The sequence below is a fragment of the Streptomyces sp. NPDC048018 genome, assembly GCF_043202995.1.
Classification (GTDB): domain Bacteria; phylum Actinomycetota; class Actinomycetes; order Streptomycetales; family Streptomycetaceae; genus Streptomyces.
In genome coordinates, this window is the sequence record NZ_JBIDBK010000004.1 from 250,591 (window position 1) to 268,105 (window position 17,515).

Annotated in this window: 12 protein-coding genes; 5 read left to right on the forward strand and 7 right to left on the reverse strand. The window is 74.0% G+C overall.

Features of this window, described 5'->3' with window-relative positions:
* Window positions 1-13 precede the first annotated feature (13 nt).
* The 4 genes from sucC to ACGF1Z_RS17045 form a co-directional block, all read right to left on the reverse strand.
* On the reverse strand, window positions 14-1,192 hold the full coding sequence (sucC, locus tag ACGF1Z_RS17030) for an ADP-forming succinate--CoA ligase subunit beta (RefSeq protein ID WP_393004641.1): 1,179 nt from the start codon (window positions 1,190-1,192) through the stop codon (window positions 14-16).
* Window positions 1,193-1,587: 395 nt separating this feature from the next.
* A complete protein-coding gene (locus tag ACGF1Z_RS17035) occupies window positions 1,588-2,748 on the reverse strand; it encodes a VWA domain-containing protein (RefSeq protein ID WP_393004643.1) in 1,161 nt (386 codons plus the stop codon).
* 11 nt (window positions 2,749-2,759) lie between these two features.
* Complete coding sequence (locus tag ACGF1Z_RS17040) at window positions 2,760-5,165, reverse strand: DUF5682 family protein (protein WP_393004645.1); 2,406 nt, start codon at window positions 5,163-5,165, stop codon at window positions 2,760-2,762.
* A complete protein-coding gene (locus ACGF1Z_RS17045) occupies window positions 5,162-6,325 on the reverse strand; it encodes an AAA family ATPase (RefSeq protein WP_393004647.1) in 1,164 nt (387 codons plus the stop codon). Before ACGF1Z_RS17045 ends, ACGF1Z_RS17040 begins: the two co-directional genes overlap by 4 nt.
* A gap of 138 nt (window positions 6,326-6,463) precedes the next feature.
* On the opposite strand from ACGF1Z_RS17045, the gene ACGF1Z_RS17050 reads away from it, so the two are divergent.
* Both ACGF1Z_RS17050 and ACGF1Z_RS17055 read left to right on the forward strand, forming a co-directional pair.
* Complete coding sequence (locus ACGF1Z_RS17050) at window positions 6,464-7,858, forward strand: SWIM zinc finger family protein (RefSeq protein WP_393004649.1); 1,395 nt, start codon at window positions 6,464-6,466, stop codon at window positions 7,856-7,858.
* A gap of 41 nt (window positions 7,859-7,899) precedes the next feature.
* Complete coding sequence (locus tag ACGF1Z_RS17055; protein WP_393004651.1) at window positions 7,900-9,495, forward strand: DUF5691 domain-containing protein; 1,596 nt, start codon at window positions 7,900-7,902, stop codon at window positions 9,493-9,495.
* A 228-nt stretch (window positions 9,496-9,723) separates the two neighbouring features.
* Here the strand turns inward: ACGF1Z_RS17055 and ACGF1Z_RS17060 are convergent, their stop codons facing one another.
* Window positions 9,724-10,131, reverse strand: a complete 408-nt coding sequence (locus ACGF1Z_RS17060; protein WP_376635540.1) for a cobalamin B12-binding domain-containing protein — start codon at window positions 10,129-10,131, stop codon at window positions 9,724-9,726.
* 221 nt (window positions 10,132-10,352) lie between these two features.
* Here ACGF1Z_RS17060 and ACGF1Z_RS17065 point away from each other — a divergent pair, with 221 nt between their 5' ends.
* Together ACGF1Z_RS17065 and ACGF1Z_RS17070 are read left to right on the forward strand one after the other, a co-directional pair.
* Window positions 10,353-11,168 carry an esterase/lipase family protein gene (locus ACGF1Z_RS17065; protein WP_393004654.1) on the forward strand — a complete coding sequence of 272 codons (816 nt, stop codon included), beginning with the start codon at window positions 10,353-10,355 and terminating at the stop codon, window positions 11,166-11,168.
* A gap of 197 nt (window positions 11,169-11,365) precedes the next feature.
* A complete protein-coding gene (locus tag ACGF1Z_RS17070) occupies window positions 11,366-12,907 on the forward strand; it encodes a M23 family metallopeptidase (RefSeq protein ID WP_393004656.1) in 1,542 nt (513 codons plus the stop codon).
* 70 nt (window positions 12,908-12,977) lie between these two features.
* Here ACGF1Z_RS17070 and pcrA read toward each other — a convergent pair whose 3' ends face one another.
* Window positions 12,978-15,425 (reverse strand): DNA helicase PcrA, encoded by a 2,448-nt coding sequence (gene pcrA / locus ACGF1Z_RS17075; RefSeq protein ID WP_393004658.1) that lies wholly within the window; start codon window positions 15,423-15,425, stop codon window positions 12,978-12,980.
* 312 nt (window positions 15,426-15,737) lie between these two features.
* On the opposite strand from pcrA, the gene ACGF1Z_RS17080 reads away from it, so the two are divergent.
* Window positions 15,738-16,874, forward strand: a complete 1,137-nt coding sequence (locus ACGF1Z_RS17080; protein ID WP_393004660.1) for an NlpC/P60 family protein — start codon at window positions 15,738-15,740, stop codon at window positions 16,872-16,874.
* 59 nt (window positions 16,875-16,933) lie between these two features.
* On the opposite strand, the gene ACGF1Z_RS17085 is transcribed toward ACGF1Z_RS17080, so the two are convergent.
* The gene (locus ACGF1Z_RS17085) at window positions 16,934-17,287 is read right to left on the reverse strand and encodes a hypothetical protein (protein WP_393004662.1); all 354 of its coding nucleotides are present in this window, start codon (window positions 17,285-17,287) and stop codon (window positions 16,934-16,936) included.
* Window positions 17,288-17,515 lie beyond the last annotated feature (228 nt).

A 17,515-nucleotide genomic window follows, 5' to 3' on the forward strand; every position in this document is an offset into this window, starting at 1 on the left:
TGTCCCTCTTCCTTTACTTCGCAGCCGCGAGCTCGGCGGCCTTGTCGGCCGCGCCGTCCATGGTGTCCACACGCTGCACGAGCGGGTGGTTGGCGTCCGACAGGATCTTGCGACCCAGCTCCGCGTTGTTGCCGTCGAGGCGCACGACCAGCGGCTTGGTGACCTCGTCGCCCCGGGAGGCGAGGAGCTCGAGGGCCTGGACGATGCCGTTGGCGACCTCGTCACAGGCGGTGATGCCACCGAAGACGTTGACGAACACGGACTTGACGTCCGGGTCGCCGAGGATGATCTCCAGGCCGTTCGCCATGACCTCGGCGGAGGCGCCGCCACCGATGTCGAGGAAGTTGGCGGGCTTCACGCCACCGTGGTTCTCACCGGCGTACGCGACGACGTCCAGGGTCGACATGACCAGGCCGGCGCCGTTGCCGATGATGCCGACCTCGCCGTCGAGCTTGACGTAGTTGAGGCCCTTGGCCTTGGCGGCAGCCTCGAGCGGGTTGGCTGCGTCCTTGTCCTCGAGCGCCTCGTGCTCCGGCTGGCGGAAGTCGGCGTTGGCGTCCAGGGAGACCTTGCCGTCGAGGGCGATGACCTCGCCGGAGGCGACCTTGGCCAGCGGGTTGACCTCGACGAGGAGGGCGTCCTCGGCGACGAAGGTCTTCCACAGGGTCACGAGGACCTCGGCGACCTGCTCGGCGACCTCGGCCGGGAACTGGGCCAGGGCGACGATCTCACGGGCCTTCTCGATGTCGACGCCGTTGTTGGCGTCGACCGGGACCTTCGCGAGCTTCTCGGGGGTCGTGGCGGCGACCTCCTCGATGTCCATGCCGCCGGCGACGGAGGCCATGGCGAGGAAGGTGCGGTTGGTGCGGTCGAGGAGGTACGAGACGTAGTACTCCTCGAGGATCTCCGGAGCGGTCTCCGCGATCATCACCTTGTGGACCGTGTGGCCCTTGATGTCCATGCCCAGGATGTCCGTCGCGCGGGCGACGGCCTCGTCCGGGGTGGTGGCCAGCTTGACGCCGCCGGCCTTGCCGCGGCCGCCGACCTTCACCTGCGCCTTGACGACCGACTTGCCGCCAAGCCGCTCGGTGGCCTCGCGCGCCGCCTCAGGCGTGTCGATGACTTCACCGGCCAGCACCGGTACACCGTGCTTGGCGAAGAGGTCCCTCGCCTGGTACTCGAACAGGTCCACGCGCGTCCCTTTTCTAGATGATCGCGGTTCGTTGTCTGCGTGGGCGTGCCGCGAAGGGCAACGTGACTGCGCTGTCACTAGGGAGGCGTACACGGTGTCCGTGGACGCGGCATGTCCGTCTCGCAGGTTATCCCCGAGGGCCGTGGGACCCTAAATCGCAGATCACTACAGGGCGGTGATACGGGTCACAGACCGTAGGCCCGGCGGGGCGTTCCGCCGGGGTGGGAGCAGGGGGCGGCCGGGCCCTCGGGGCAGGCGGACAGGGGCCGTTGCGCACCTCACGGCGCGCCGTGCGGCCGGGTGAGGACCGCGCCGGCGGGATTGTGATATGGACCTCAGTGACACCGTCGGCATCCGTCCGGGTGTCCGCGGGACGACGGATTCCGCACCCGCGGTCAGGCCGCGGGTATCGGCAGCGGGCGCTTCTCCAGGGCGGCGGCCATCACCTCGGGGAACAGGTCCGGGGTGCAGGCGAAGGCGGGGGCGCCGAGCGCGGCGAGGGCGGCGGCGTGCTCCCGGTCGTAGGCGGGGGCGCCTTCGTCGGAGAGGGCGAGCAGACAGACGAACTGCACGCCGGAGGCCTTCATCGCGGCGACCCGCTTCAGCATCTCGTCGCGGATGCCGCCCTCGTAGAGGTCGCTGACGAGGACGACGACGGTGTCGGCGGGCCGGGAGATCCGGGACTGGCAGTAGGCCAGCGCCCGGTTGATGTCCGTCCCGCCGCCGAGCTGGGTGCCGAAGAGGACGTCGACGGGGTCGTCGAGCTGGTCGGTGAGGTCGACGACGGCGGTGTCGAAGACGACGAGCCGGGTGGCGATCGCCCGCATGGACGCGAGGACGGCGCCGAAGACGGAGGCGTAGACGACGGAGGCGGCCATCGAGCCGGACTGGTCGACGCAGAGGACGACCTCCTTGCGCACCGACCGGGCCGCCCGGCCGTAGCCGATCAGGCGCTCGGGGACGACCGTGCCGTACTCCGGGAGGTAGTGCGCCAGGTTGGCGCGGACGGTGCGGTCCCAGTCGATGTCCCGGTGCCGGGGGCGGGAGATCCGCGCCGAGCGGTCGAGGGCGCCGGTCAGGGTGGAGCGGGTGCGGGTGGCGAGCCGCTTCTCCAGGTCGTCGACGACCTTGCGGACCACCGCGCGCGCGGTCTCCTTGGTGGTCTCCGGCATCGCCTTGTTGAGGGAGAGCAGGGTGCCGACGAGATGCACGTCCGGCTCGACGGCCTCCAGCATCTCGGGTTCCAGCAGCAGCGTGGACAGGCCGAGCCGCTCGATCGCGTCGCGCTGCATGACCTGGACGACGGAGCTGGGGAAGTACGTCCGGATGTCGCCCAGCCAGCGGGCCACGGAGGGGGCGGAGCCGCCCAGGCCGGCCGAGCGGTCCCCGCCGCTCCTCCGGTCGCCGCCGCGGCCGCCGTAGAGGGCGGCCAGGGCGCCGTCCATGGCGGCGTCGGTGCCGCTGAGGGCGCGGCCGGTGCCGTCGGCCTCGCCGCCGAGCACCAGCCGCCAGCGGCGCAGGCGCTCGTCGTCGGAGGAGGTGGTGACGCTGCTCATGACGGTGGTCCTCACTGTCCTGGGGTGCCGAGGATGAGGTGGAGCAGGGGCATGACGCCGTCGGCGCGCCCCTGGTCGGGGGTGCCGGCGAAGCCGGGCGTGGTGAGGGAGGGACCGGCGGGGCCGGCGGTCGCGGGGCCGCGGGCGACGAGCTCGCCGAGCGTTCGCCGGACGCCGGACTCGTAGCCGGCGAAGGTGCGGCGCAGCAGCGGCAGCACGTCGGTGAAGCCCTCGGCCGGCACGCCGCTCAGCCAGTCGTCGACCAGACCGAGCAGCCGCTCGTCGTGCACGAGGAGCAGCCCGCCTCCCGAGGCACCGCCGACGAAGCCCTCGATCCAGGCGGCGGCGTCTGCGGGTGGGGTGCCGGGCGACAGGGCGAGCCCCATCAGCCGGGCGGCCTCGTCCTCCGCGAGCCGTCCCTCGTCCAGCAGCAGCCGGGCGGCCCGCCCCCGCAGCAGCCCGGGCACCCGCTCCCTGACGGCGAGCCGCCGCAGCACCCCGGCCCAGCGGTCGGCGAGTCCCCCGTCGTCGGGGGCGGCGGGCTCCCCGGACCCGTCGGCGGTGCCGGTCCGGGCGGCGAGCAGCGCGAGCGCCGTGTGGACGCCGTCGACGCGTTCGCGCATCTCCGCGGCGGCGTCGGTGTCGAGCCCGGTGCAGGCGGGCGGCAGGCCGACGCAGATCCGTTCGGCCAGGCCGGAGGCGACCTCGCCGAGCGCTGCGGTGTCGGTGGCGCGCACGTCGCCGTAGCGCAGGGAGCGGGCGAGGGCGGGCAGCGCCTGGGCGAGGTGGGCGACGTCGGTGTCGAGCGCGGCGCGGTCGGCGAGCGCGTGCAGCACGGCGGGCAGGGCCCCGGTGAGCCCGGCGAGCAGGCACTGCTCGGCGAGCGCCGTGACGTCGGCGAGGTCGTCGGCCGCCACGGCCTGCGACTCGGCCCTGGCGGTGGCGGCGCCCTCGACGGTGGTGCCCCACACGCCCGCCTCGGCGACCTGGACGTGCAGCTCCGGCTCCCAGCACAGCCGCCAGCTCTCCCGGAAGGTGCCGGTGGAGCCGCGGCCCGCGACGGGGGCGCCCCAGCGGACGCCGAGCAGCCGGAGCCGGTGGAGCAGCCGGCTCCGGGCTGCGTCGGTGTCCTTGCGCAGGTCGAGGTCGAGCTCGCGCTCGTGCGCCTCGGGCCTGAGGCGCAGTGCGCGCTGGAGGCGTTCGAGGTCGCGCTGGAGCGGTACGGCCGGGGCGCCCGCCGGGACGGTGCCGAGGACGTCGCCGACGACGAGGCGGTCGCGGATCAGGTCGAGCGGCACGTCGGAGCCGTCGCACATGACGGCGCGGACGGCGTCGGTCGTCTCGCCGAGCCCGGGCAGCGGCCGGCCCCGCAGGACCGCGAGGGTGTCGGCGAGCCGGACCGCCTCGATGACATGGGCGGAGGAGACCGCCAGGTCCTCGTCCCTGAGGAGCCGGGCGACCCTGGTCATCCAGCGCTCGACGGGCCGGTCGGAGGCGGTGAACAGGTGCGCGTACCAGCCGGGCGCCTCGATGCCCGCGCCGTAGCCGGACCGGCGGGCGAGCCTGCGGTGGGTCCAGGGCACCCAGGTCAGCTCGGTCCTGACCTTGGGCAGTCCCCTGAGCCGGGCGCGGTCGGCGGTGAGCGGCGTCCGGCGGCGCAGGGCGGGGACGTGCCAGGCGCCGCAGACGACGGCGAGGTCGTCGCCGAACTCCTTCTGCGCGGCCCGGAGCCGGGTCCGCATGTACGCCTCGCGCACCAGGTCGCGGGGATGGCCGCCGTCCCCGTACGCCTCGCGCAGGGCGCCCATCGCCTCGGCGAGGGCCTCGAAGGGGGCGAACGGGTCGGTGCTGCCGCGCAGTTCGACGACGTCCTCCCACCAGCGCTCGGCGTCGTCGTAGCCGGCGGCCTCGGCGAGTTCGGCGACCGGGTCGACGCGCAGCCCCCGGCCGGCGGCCTCGTCCTCGTCGCCCCAGGTGGGGTCGGTGGCGGCGAGGGTGTGGGCGGCGGGCAGGTCGATGAAGCGGACCTCGGCGCCGTGCGCGAGGGCCCACCGGATGGCGACCCACTCGGGCGAGAACTCCGCCATGGGCCAGAACGCGGCGCGGCCCGGGTCGTCGACGGCGTGGGCGAGCAGTGCGACCGGGGGCCGCATCTCCTCGTCGGCGGCGAGCGCCACCAGCGCGTCCGCCTCGGGCGGACCCTCGACGAGCACGGCCCTGGGCCGCCGGGCGTCGAGCGCGGCGCGCACGGCCCGGGCGGACCCGGGTCCGTGATGCCGCACCCCCAGCACCAGGGGGCCGGGCAGGGACCGGACGGGGGGACCGCCGGACCCGGTCACGGCCGGGGCCGCGGGCGGGCGGGCGTCAGGGTGCGCGGCGGGGGCCGCGGTCAGGCATGCGCCGGCGGTCCTCGTCACGCGCTCACCTCGCGGCAGGCGCGGTAGAAGTCCTTCCAGCCGTCTCTCTCGCGCACCACCGTCTCCAGGTACTCCTGCCAGATCACCCGGTCGGCGGCGGGGTCGCGGACCACGGCGCCGAGGAGGCCGGCGGCGACGTCGGCGGAGCGCAGGACGCCGTCGCCGAAGTGGGCCGCGAGGGCGAGGCCGCCGGTGACGACGGAGATCGCCTCGGCCGTCGACAGCGTCCCCGAGGGGGACTTGAGCTTGGTGCGCCCGTCGGTGGTCATCCCGTCGCGGAGCTCGCGGAAGACGGTGACGACCCGGCGGATCTCCTCCACGCCCTCGGGCACGGCCGGCAGGTCCAGCGAGCGGCCGAGCTGGTCGACGCGCCGGGCCACGATGTCGACCTCGGCCTCCGGGGTGGCGGGCAGCGGCAGGACGACCGTGTTGAAGCGGCGGCGCAGCGCGCTGGAGAGGTCGTTGACGCCGCGGTCGCGGTCGTTGGCCGTGGCGATGAGGTTGAAGCCGCCGACCGCCTGCACCTCCTCGCCGAGCTCCGGGATCGGGAGGGTCTTCTCGGACAGGATCGTGATGAGGGTGTCCTGCACGTCGGCGGGGATGCGGGTCAGCTCCTCGACCCGGGCCGTCATGCCGTGCGCCATGGCCCGCATGACGGGGCTGGGCACGAGGGCGTCGCGGCTGGGGCCGTGGGCGAGCAGCTGCGCGTAGTTCCAGCCGTAGCGGATGGCCTCCTCGGGCGTGCCGGCGGTGCCCTGGACGAGGAGGGTGGAGTCGCCGCTGACCGCGGCGGCGAGGTGCTCGGAGACCCAGGTCTTGGCGGTGCCGGGCACTCCGAGCAGGAGCAGGGCGCGGTCGGTGGCGAGCGTCGTGACGGCGACCTCGACGATGCGGCGCGGGCCGACGTACTTCGGCGTGATCACCGTGCCGCCGGGAAGCGTGCCGCCGAGGAGGTAGGTCGCCACGGCCCAGGGCGAGAGCCGCCAGCGGGCGGGCCGGGGCCGGTCGTCCACGGCGGCGAGCGCCGCGAGTTCAGGGGCGAAGGCGTCCTCGGCGTGGGGCCGCAGGGCCTCCGGGCGGGAGCCGTCCGCCGCGGTGGTCGCGGAGGTGGTCGCGACGGCGTCCGCGGCGGTGGTCGTGGTGGTTTCGGGCAGGGTCATGAGTCCCCCTCCAGATCGTTCGACCTGCTGTGTGATCCACGGTGCACCATCCCACTGACAATCGGTCGGGGACGGAGAGAAGCGCAGGTGGGAGGCGTGCGGGGGGCGTTGTCAGTGGCGGCCCGTACGGTCGTTCGCATGACTGAGCAGGGGGAGCGCTGGACGGCGGAGCAGGTGCTGGCACTGGCTCCTGACGACCCGTCACGCAGGGCGGGGGGCAGGCTGGGCACGGCCGGCGCGTGGTCGGGCACGGGCACCGGCGACCAGGGGGCGGTGTGGGGTCTGTGCAAGGGCAGCGGACGGACGCCGTACCGCACGGTCGTGGACACCACGGGCCCCGCGTACACGTGCAGTTGCCCGAGCCGGAAGTTCCCGTGCAAGCACGCGCTGGGACTTCTGCTGCTGTGGTCCGGCGGGGACGTCGACGCCGCCGGCGAGGTCCCGGACTGGGCGGAGACGTGGCTCGCGGGCCGGCGGGCCCGGACCGCGAGCGCGGCGCGGGCGACGACGGGGGCGGCCGCGGGGCCCGCCGATCCGGAGGCGGCGCGGCGCCGGGCCGAGCGGCGGGCGGCCCGGATCACCGCGGGCGCCGAGGAGTTGGAGCGGCGGCTCGCCGACCTGGTGCGCGGCGGGCTCGCCGCGGCCGGGCAGGCGGGCCACGGCCTGTGGGAGGAGACGGCGGCCCGCATGGTCGACGCCCAGGCGCCGGGACTCGCGGGACGGGTCCGGGAGTTGGGGACGATAGCGGGTTCCGGGCCCGGTTGGCCGGTCCGCCTCCTGGAGGAGTGCGCGCTGACCCATCTCCTCGACCGGGCCTGGCTGTCCGCGGACCGGCTGCCCGGTCCGCTGGCGGCGACGGTACGGAGCAGGGTCGGCCTGTCGGCCCCTCCGGACGGCCCCACGCTGCGGGACCACTGGCTGGTCCTCGCGCAGTACGACACGGCGGACAGCCGCCTGACGACGCGCCGCATCTGGCTGCACGGCCGGGAGAGCGGCCGCACCGCCCTGCTCCTGTCCTTCGGGGCGGCGGGGCGGGCGCCGCAGCCGGCCTTCCCCGTCGGCGTCGTGCTGGACGCCGAGCTGCGTCCGCACGCCTCGGGCGGCGGTCTCCGCGCGGAGCTCGTCGAGCAGTTCGGCCCGCCCGCGGCGGCGGGCGCGGCGCCCGCCGGCGGCCCGGTCGGCGCCGCCCTCGACGCCTACGGCAAGGCGCTCCGGGAGGATCCGTGGCTCGACGCCTGGCCGGTCACCCTCACCGACGTCGTCCCGGCCCGCACGGACCACGGCTGGCAGCTCGCGGACGCGCCGTGGCCCGCCGGGGGCGCCCGGGAGGGCTCCGGCGGCGTGGCCTCCGACCCGGCCCGCGAGGCGGTGCCGCTGACCCGCGCCGCGCAGGCCCACCCCGCCCTGTGGCGGCTGATCGCCCTGTCGGGGGGCGGCCCGGTGACCGTGTTCGGGGAGGTCGGGCACCAGGGCTTCACGCCGCTGGCCGGCTGGTCCGCCGACGCGCCCGGCGAGACGGTGCCGCTCGTCTGACCGCACGCCGACCGCCCTCGACCACACCTCTGGAGGAGTCCATGGACGCCTGGGAAGAGCTCGTCACGTCGGCGCTGCTGGGCACCGACCGGAAGCCGCTCGCGGGAAGCGCGGTGAGCGGCGGGGACGCGGCGCCGGTCGCGCTGCTGGACGCCGCCGCGGTGCACACCGTACGGCGCAGGGCGGGGCTGCGGCCCGGACCCGCCGCGGCGCCGCTGGAGGTCGCCCCGGAGGACGGGCGCAGGCCGTTGCCGGAGCGGGCCCGGCGCCGGCTCGGTCAGCTCCTCGCGGGCCGGGCCGCGCCCGCGCCGTCCGGGGGGCGGCGCGGGGCGGCCCCCGACCTGGCGGAGCTGCTGCCCCAGTGGCTGGCCGCGGCCGCCGAGCACGGGTACGGCGCCCCGGCCGCGGCGCTGCCCGCGCTGCTCGACGCGGCCCGCGCCCGGACCGATCTGCGGCCCCAGGCCCTGGCCTTCGCCGGGCCGCGCGGGCTGTGGCTGGCCCGGCTCAATCCGGAGTGGAAGTTCGCGCTGCGGGGTGCGGCAGCGAGTGGCGCACTGCCCGACCCCGCGGATCCGGACGCGGTGCCGACGCTGTGGGAGGAAGGACTCTTCGCGGAGCGGGTGGCCCTGCTCTCCGCCGTACGGGCCGCCGATCCGGCCCGGGGCCGCGGGCTGCTCGCCTCGACGTGGGGCTCGGAGCGGGCCGAGGACCGGCTGATGTTCCTGGACTCGCTGCGGGCGGGGCTCGGGCCGGCGGACGAGGAGTTCCTGGAGGCCGCCCTGTCCGACCGCAGCCGCAACGTGCGCGCCACGGCCGCCGAGCTGCTGTCCGCGCTGCCGGCTTCCGCGCTGGCCGCGCGCATGGCGGAGCGGGCCGCGTCGTGCGTGTCCCTGGACCGTACGGAGGGCGCGGAGACGATCGTCGTCGAGGCGCCGCACGAGTGCGACGCGGGCATGCGGCACGACGGGGTGACGCCCACTCCGCCGACGGGGCGCGGCGAGCGCTCCTGGTGGCTCGGCCAGCTCGTGGAGGCGGCGCCGCTGGACTGCTGGGCCGGGCGGTTCGGCGGGCGGACGCCCGAGGCGATCGTCGCCCTGCCGGTCACGGACGACTGGCGCGTCGAGCTCCACGCCGCCTGGTGCCGGGCGGCCGTGCGCCAGCGGAACGCGGACTGGTCGCGCGCCCTGCTCGGCTCCCCGTCGGCGCCGCAGGCCACCGGCCCCGGCGCGTCCTCACTGGCCGAGCGCGCCCAGCTGCTCGCCACGCTCCCGGAGGAGGAGCGGGCCGCCTGGGTGGCCTCCTTCATCGCGGCGCACGGCCTGTCGGAGGCGTTCCAGCTGCTCGGCGTCTGCGCGGTGCCCTGGTCGGACCCGCTGGGCCGGGCGGTCGTCGACGCCCTGGACATCGCCCGGGACGCGGGCAGCTACCCGTGGAGCTTCAGCGGCGTGATGGGGCTCGCCGAACGCTGTCTGTCACCGGCGGCCGCGCCCCAGCTCACCGCGCTGACCGCCCTCCCCGCCGAGCCGGAGGACGCCTCCCCCGGCGCCGCCGCCTACTGGTCCGAGGCCTTCCAGCGCCTCGTCTCCACCCTGGAACTGCGGGCGGCGATGCACGCGGAACTGGCGGAGACGGACTGAGAGGGCGCTCCGGTGGCCCGCGAGACGCGCGGGCGGCGCGAGACGCGCGGGGCCGGGCGGGGGCCGGGCCGTGGGCGGGCGGGGGCCGCGCCGTGGTCGGGCCGGGCGGGCGGAGGGGGCCGGCGGCGGGCCCGCAGGGCGAGGCCCCGTCTGCGGGAGAACGGGGCGACCCCGGGCCGTGGGCCCGGGGTCGCCCCGTTCGATCGCCTCGTGCGTGCGGTCGGCGGCTCAGGCCGCCACGCGGACGTTCGCGTTCACCCAGTCCACGATCGAGGTCGTCGTCGCCCCCGGCGTGAAGATCTCCGCCACGCCCTTCTCCTTCAGCGGCGGGATGTCCGCCTCCGGGATGATGCCGCCGCCGAAGACCTTGATGTCCTCCGCGTCGCGCTCCTTCAGGAGCTCCAGCACCTTCACGAACAGCGTGTTGTGGGCGCCCGAGAGGATCGAGAGGCCGATCGCGTCGGCGTCCTCCTGGATCGCGGTGTCGACGATCTGCTCCGGGGTCTGGTGCAGCCCCGTGTAGATCACCTCCATGCCCGCGTCGCGGAGGGCCCGTGCGATCACCTTGGCCCCGCGATCGTGGCCGTCGAGACCCGGCTTGGCGACCACCACGCGGATCGGACCGGTCACACCCATCACTGCCTCCACATGCGACCCCCGAGCCTCATTGCCGGGGAGGTGAACGAACGTTATCGCCAGCATCCCGCACCGGGCCGTTTCGCGGTGGACGGCGAGGGGGAAATCACACGTGGGACATTGTTCGCTCCGCGAAGGAGCCGCCACGGGGTCGCCGCACCTCCGTGCCGCCCGCCGGCACGAAGGTGCGGCGGACCGCCGTTACGGGACGGAGGCCGGCGATGGATCTCACCCCCACCGCTCTCACCGACCGGATCGCCGCCCGGATGGCCGACCGGATGAAGGCCGGCGTCCTGGAGCTGGCGGTCCTCGCCGGCCATCTGGTCCTCTACCCCTCCGGTCTGATCACCGAACGTCGCCGGACGACTCCGTCCGAAGCCGCCGGGAGCGGGCCGCGCCCGGTGGTGCTGCTGCACGGCTTCGTCGACAACCGCTCCGTGTTCGTCCTGCTGCGCCGCGCGCTCGCCCGGCACGGCCGAGACCGCGTCGAGTCGCTCAACTACTCCCCGCTCACCTGCGACCTGCGGACCGCCGCCGAGCTGCTCGGACGCCATGTGGAGGAGGTGCTCGCACGGACCGGGCACCGCGAGGTCGACCTGGTCGGGCACAGCCTGGGCGGGCTCATCGCCCGTTATTACGTACAGCGCCTGGGCGGTGACGCCCGGGTGCGCACCCTGATCATGCTGGGCACCCCGCACTCGGGCACGACCTTCGTGCCGCTGGCCGACGCCCATCCCCTGGTGCGCCAGATGCGGCCCGGCTCGGAGGTGCTGCTCGAACTCGCGGGGCCCACGGCACGCTGCCGCACCCGCTTCGTGAGCTTCTGGAGCGATCTGGACCAGGTGATGGTCCCGGTCGAGACGGCCCGGCTCGACCACCCGGACCTCGTCGTCCACAACGTGCGGGTCAGCGGCGTCGGGCACCTGGCACTGCCGGTGCATCCGACGGTCGCGGCGGGCATCCTCGAGGCGCTCGGCGACGGCGCGCCGGCCGCCGGGGCGCGTGACGGGTCGGCGGGGGCCGCCTCGGTGGCCTGACGGGCCGCCGGAACGCCGCCACCCCGTCGAACATCCTTCGAACACAGAGCCAAAGCTCTCTCCACAAGCCGCCGAAAGACGGCCGATTGCCCGTTTCCTAACGGCTCGAAACCCCACGAAGATTGTCGGGCGCGCGTACCGCCGGGTACAGTCACGCCACTGCTTGACCCCCTGCTGCCGAGGCGAGAGAGAAGTTGGTGAACGACCAGCACCCCCACGCCGGGTACGTCACGGACGCCACCCAGACCACGGGCAGCTACGCCGTCGACCCTCTGTTCGGCACCTACGACACGGGCTACGACGCAGGTCAGACCAGCCACACCGGGTACGCCGACCAGAGCGCCTACAGCGGTTACGCCGATCAGAGCGGCCAGTGGGACACCGGCTCCCACGGCTCCTACACCGCCACCGGCCAGTGGGACGCCACCGCCTGGACCGAGGCGCAGCAGACGGGCCCGTACGAGGCCGCCGCCTTCGCCGCCTACGACGCCACGGCCCAGTGGACGACGCCCGGCTTCGAGACCGGCTCGTACGACGCCACCGCCTGGAACCAGGCGGCCCCCGAGGCGGTCGTCCCGCACCAGTACACCCCGGAGCACTCCGCGGAGTACCCGGCCGGGCACAGCGCAGAGCCCTCGTACGACTTCTCCTCCGAGAACGGCGCTTCCTACGGGTCGTACGACGCGTACGCGGCCCCCGAGACCGCGACGTACGAGACCTACGAGCCGTCCGCGTACGACACGTCCGCGTACGAGACGGCTCCGTACGACACGGCCTCCTACGAGACGGCCGGCTACGACGAGCAGCCGGCGGCTTTCGAGCCGGAGCTCGCCGAGTACGCCGAGGACCTCGACCAGGAGCCCGACGCCTTCCACGACGCCGAGACCATGATCGCTCTGGAGATCGACCCCGGTCTCGTCCCGGACCTGGGCGGAGCGGTCCCGGACGCCGGCCTCCCCGCGCGGCCCGTGCGCCGCTCCGGTGGCGGCAGCCGCGGCCGGCGCCGTACGCCCGCCAAGCGCTCCGCGCTCCTGACGGTCGCCGTTCCCTCCGCGTGCGTCATGGGGGTCGCCGGCATCGCCGCCGCCTCCGTCAGCGGTCTCACCGACAGCGCCGACGCCAAGGACGACACCACGACCATGGCCGCCACCGACCCGGCCTCGGTCAAGCAGGTCGCCGCGAACAGCAAGCTGGACACCCAGCTCGCCGCGCTCAGCGCCGACGCCCGCGACTTCGGCGAGCGCGCCAGCCGCACCCAGGAGCGCATCGACCTGAAGATCCGCCAGGACGCGGAGCGGAAGAAGCGCGAGGAGGAGGCCGCCCGCAAGGAGGCCCTCCGCCCCAAGTTCATGCTCCCGGTGAAGCTGCACCAGCTCAGCGCCCGCTTCGGCCAGGCCGGCGTCAACTGGATGTCGACGCACACCGGTATCGACTTCCCCGTGCAGTACGGCACCAAGGTCATGTCCGCGACCGACGGCACCGTCCGCACCCAGTGGAACAGCGCCTACGGCAACATGGCGATCGTGACCGCCCCGGACGGCACGGAGACCTGGTACTGCCACCTCAGCAGCACCAAGATCCGCTCCGGCAAGGTCAAGGCCGGCGAGGTCATCGCGTACTCCGGCAACTCCGGCAACTCCACCGGCCCGCACCTCCACTTCGAGGTCCGGCCGAACGGCGGCGCGGCCATCGACCCGCTGCCCTGGCTGCTCAGCCACGGTCTCAACCCGCTGAGCTGACCCCGCACCCGCCGACGAGGAAGGGCCCCGCCGCATCCGGCCGGGGCCCTTCCTCGTATCGGCCGGGCGTCTACAGCTTCTCGACCGGTGCGTACCGCAGCAGCAGCCGCTTCGGCTTCTCGCCTCCGAAGTCGATCGTCGCCTGGGCGTCCGCGCCCGCGCCCTGCACGCCCATGACCGTGCCGAGGCCGAACTGGTCGTGCGTGACGCGGTCGCCGACCTGGAGCGAGATCACCGGCTTGTCGCTCGTACGGCGCGTGGCGAAGCCCGAGGGGCCGGAGCGGGAGCGCGAGGAGGACAGCGAGGACGTGATGCCGGAGGTCGGCCCGGCGGGCTTGGCCATCGGGCCGGTCCGCTTCCACTCCAGATACGCGGCCGGGATCTCCTCCAGGAAGCGGGAGGCCGGGTTGTACGAGGGCTGCCCCCAGGCGCTGCGCATCGCGGAGCGGGTCAGGTAGAGGCGCTCGCGGGCGCGGGTGATGCCCACGTACGCGAGGCGGCGCTCCTCCTCCAGCTCCTTGGTCTGGCCCAGCGCGCGCATGTGCGGGAAGACGCCGTCCTCCATGCCGGTGAGGAAGACGACCGGGAACTCCAGGCCCTTGGCGGTGTGGAGGGTCATCAGGGTGATGACGCCGGAGCCCTCCTCGTCCTCGTCGGGGATCTGGTCGGAGTCGGCGACGAGCGCGACCTGCTCCAGGAACTCGGAGAGCGAACCGCCCTCCTCGCCGCGCTCCTGCTCGAACTCCAGCGCCACGGCGGCGAGTTCCTGAAGGTTCTCGATGCGCGTCTCGTCCTGCGGGTCGGTGGAGGCCTGCAACTCGGCCAGATAACCGGTGCGTTCGAGCACGGCCTCCAGGACCACGGCCGGTCCGGCGCCCGAGTCGACGACGGTGCGTAGTTCCTCCATGAGCGTGTTGAAGCGCTTGACGGCGTTGGAGGAGCGGGCCGCCATGCCGTACGCCTCGTCGACGCGCTTGAGCGCCTGCGGGAAGGTGATCTTCTCGCGCAGCGCGAGGGCGTCGATCATCGCCTCGGCGCGCTCGCCGATGCCCCGCTTGGGGACGTTGAGGATGCGGCGCAGCGGCACGTTGTCCTCGGGGTTGGCGAGGACCCGCAGGTAGGCGAGGACGTCCCGGACCTCCTTGCGCTCGTAGAAGCGCACGCCGCCGACGACCTTGTACGGGAGGCCGACGCGGATGAAGATCTCTTCGAAGACGCGGGACTGGGCGTTGGTGCGGTAGAAGACGGCGACGTCGCCGGCCTTGGCGTCGCCCGCGTCGGTGAGGCGGTCGATCTCGTCGGCGACGAACTGGGCCTCGTCGTGCTCGGTGTCGGCGACGTAGCCGGTGATCTGCGCGCCGGCGCCCGCGTTGGTCCACAGGTTCTTGGGGCGGCGGGACTCGTTGCGCTCGATGACGGCGTTGGCGGCGGACAGGATCGTCTGCGTGGAGCGGTAGTTCTGCTCCAGCAGGATCGTCGTGGCGTCCGGGTAGTCCTCCTCGAACTGGAGGATGTTGCGGATGGTCGCGCCGCGGAAGGCGTAGATCGACTGGTCGGCGTCGCCGACGACGCACAGCTCGGCCGGGCCGAGGTCCTCGTATCCGGTGCCGACCAGCTCCCGTACGAGCGTGTACTGGGCGTGGTTGGTGTCCTGGTACTCGTCGACGAGGACGTGCCGGAAGCGGCGGCGGTAGTGCTCGGCGACGTCCGGGAAGGCCTGGAGCAGATGGACCGTCGTCATGATGATGTCGTCGAAGTCCAGCGCGTTGGCCTCGCGCAGCCGCGCCTGGTACATCCGGTAGGCCTCGGCGAGGGTCTTCTCGAAACCGTCGACGGCCTGGTCGGCGAAGGTCTCCTCGTCGACGAGCTCGTTCTTGAGGTTGGAGATCTTGGCGCTGAAGGACTTCGGCGGGAAGCGCTTGGGGTCGAGGTCCAGGTCGCGGCAGACCAGGGACATCAGGCGCTTGGAGTCGGCGGCGTCGTAGATCGAGAACGAGGACGTGAAGCCGAGGCGCTTCGACTCGCGGCGCAGGATGCGCACGCACGCGCTGTGGAAGGTCATGACCCACATGGCGTTCGCGCGCGGGCCGACGAGCTGCTCGACGCGCTCCTTCATCTCGCCGGCGGCCTTGTTGGTGAAGGTGATCGCCAGTATCTGGCCGGGGTGGACGTGCCGGGTGCCCAGGAGGTGCGCGATGCGGTGGGTGAGCACCCGGGTCTTGCCGGAGCCGGCGCCCGCGACGATGAGCAGCGGGGAGCCGGTGTGGACGACGGCGGCGCGCTGCTGCTCGTTCAGCCCGTCCAGGAGCGCGGCCGGGTCCACGACGGGGCGGTGGGCGCCGTCGCGGTAGTAGGAGTCCCGGTCGGCCGGGGGCACGTCGAAGTGCTCCCCGAAGAGGTCGTGCGGGACCTCCTCCGCGGCCGGGGCGCCGTGCTCGTGGTCCTCGGGCAGGGGCGGAGGCTCCGGGGAGTGGTTCTGGAGGCTCGCCAGGAAGCTGTCGTCAAAGAGGCTGCTCATCGCCTCCCGAGTCTAGGCGGCCGGACCGACAGTCGGTTGCCGCGTCCGAAAGTGACCGAAGGGATACGCCGCGACGCGGAGGGTGCCGATCCGCATCAGGTCACGAAAATGTATCGGACATAAGGCGCACCGGCCTTCCCACCCGTCCCACGGCTCGCTAGCGTGCTCGCCCAAGCGGCCCGTCCCCTACCCCTCCCCACCGTCGGCGAACCGCGCCGAGCGGGAAGCCCACGCCGAACCAGGCCCGCCTCCCCCACGGCCGACCCCCGCGCGGTCCGGTGCCCCTCGGTGTCCAGGAAGGAGCTGCCGGCCTTGGCGTCCCATCGCAAGCCGCGCACGACCCGCCCCCACGCCCCCGCCGTCGGTGTCACGACGGCCGCCCTCGCCTCCGTGACGCTGCTGTCCGGACAGAGCGCCCACGCCGTTCCCGCGCAGCCGGCGAAGCCCTCGGTCGAGGAGGTGCAGAAGAAGGTCGACCGGCTGTACCGGGAGGCCGGCGTCGCGACGCAGGAGTACGACCGCGCCAAGGAGGCCACCGACCGGCAGCGGCGCACCGTCGCCCGGATGCTCGACGAGGCGGCCCGCCGCACGGAGGAGATCAACGAGTCGCGCCGGGCCCTCGGCGCCTACGCGGCGGCGCAGTACCGGGCCGGCGCGGTCGGACCGACCGCCACCCTGATCTTCGCCGACAGCCCGCAGGACTACTTCGACCAGACGCACCTCATGGACCGCCTCTCGGAGAAGCAGCGCACCGCGGTCGCCGACTACGAGTCGAAGCGCGCGGCTGCGGCGAAGCAGCGGGCGGGGGCCGCCCGGAGCCTGACGGAGCTGACCGCCGCGCAGAAGAGGCTGCGCGGCAGCAAGGAGACCGTGCAGGCCAAGCTCGCCGAGGCGCGCACGCTGCTCGCGAGGCTGACGGCGGAGGAGAAGGCGCGGCTCGCGGAGCTGGAGCGCGAGCGGCAGGCCGAGGCGCGCCGGAAGGCGGAGGCCCGGGCCAAGGCGGAGGCGGCGGCCGAGGCCGAGCGCAAGCGGCAGGAGCAGACCCGGCCCACGCCGGATCCGGGCACGCCGCCGCCGTCCGGTTCGGGCTCCTCGTACGCGGCGAAGGCGGCCGAGGCGCTGGCCTTCGCGCGCGCCCAGATCGGCAAGCCGTACGTGTGGGGGGCCACCGGCCCCAGCTCGTACGACTGCTCCGGGCTCACCCAGGCCGCCTGGCGCGCGGCCGGTGTCGACCTGCCGCGGACCACCTGGGACCAGGTCGAGGTCGGCGACCGGATCGCCACCGGCGACCTGCTCCCGGGCGACCTGGTCTTCTTCTACGACGACATCAGCCACGTCGGCATCTACATCGGCGACGGCAAGATGATCCACGCCCCGAAGCCGGGGGCTTACGTGCGCGAGGAGTCGATCTACTACATGCCGATCTACGGGAGCGTGCGCCCGGTCTGACGTCGCGCCGGCTCGGGGCCGGGACGGGTCCCGGCCACCGCTGCCCCGTCGGGCGGTGGTCAGACCCAGAGCGTGGCGATGAAGATGTTCGCCGTGGTCAGGCCGCCGACCGCACCGAACAGCCCCTTGTCGATCCGCTCCTCGTCGCGCTTGACGTAGACGAGGCCGAGGATCACGACGAGGACGGCGAGCTTCACGCCGATCTTGATGTTGTTCACGGTCTGGTCGTCGGCCTGGTTGAGGCCGACGAGGGCGACGCCGGTGACGAGCATGGTCAGGGCGCCGTGCAGCATCGCCGGGGTGAAGCGGGCCGTACCGGCGCCCATCGCCTTCATCTGGGTCAGGAATCCGCCGAGCAGCGCACCGATTCCGATGATGTGAAGAGCGACGAAGACATGAATGAGTACGTCCATGGGGCGGAGCCTAACCGGGGCCGTGTCAGCGGCCTCGGGGCGGGTCCGCCTTCTCCCCGGCTTCGGTCAGGGGGCTGCCGGAAGCGCCGTCCGGACCTCACCCTGTTCGAAAGAGAACGGTCCCGGAAGGCCATCGGGCGCCAATAGCGGTCAACCCGGCGCCGCGGGGCGTCCGCCAGGTTTAGCGTCCTCCCCCAGGTGACCGGCTCCCCACCACCGCCGGACTCC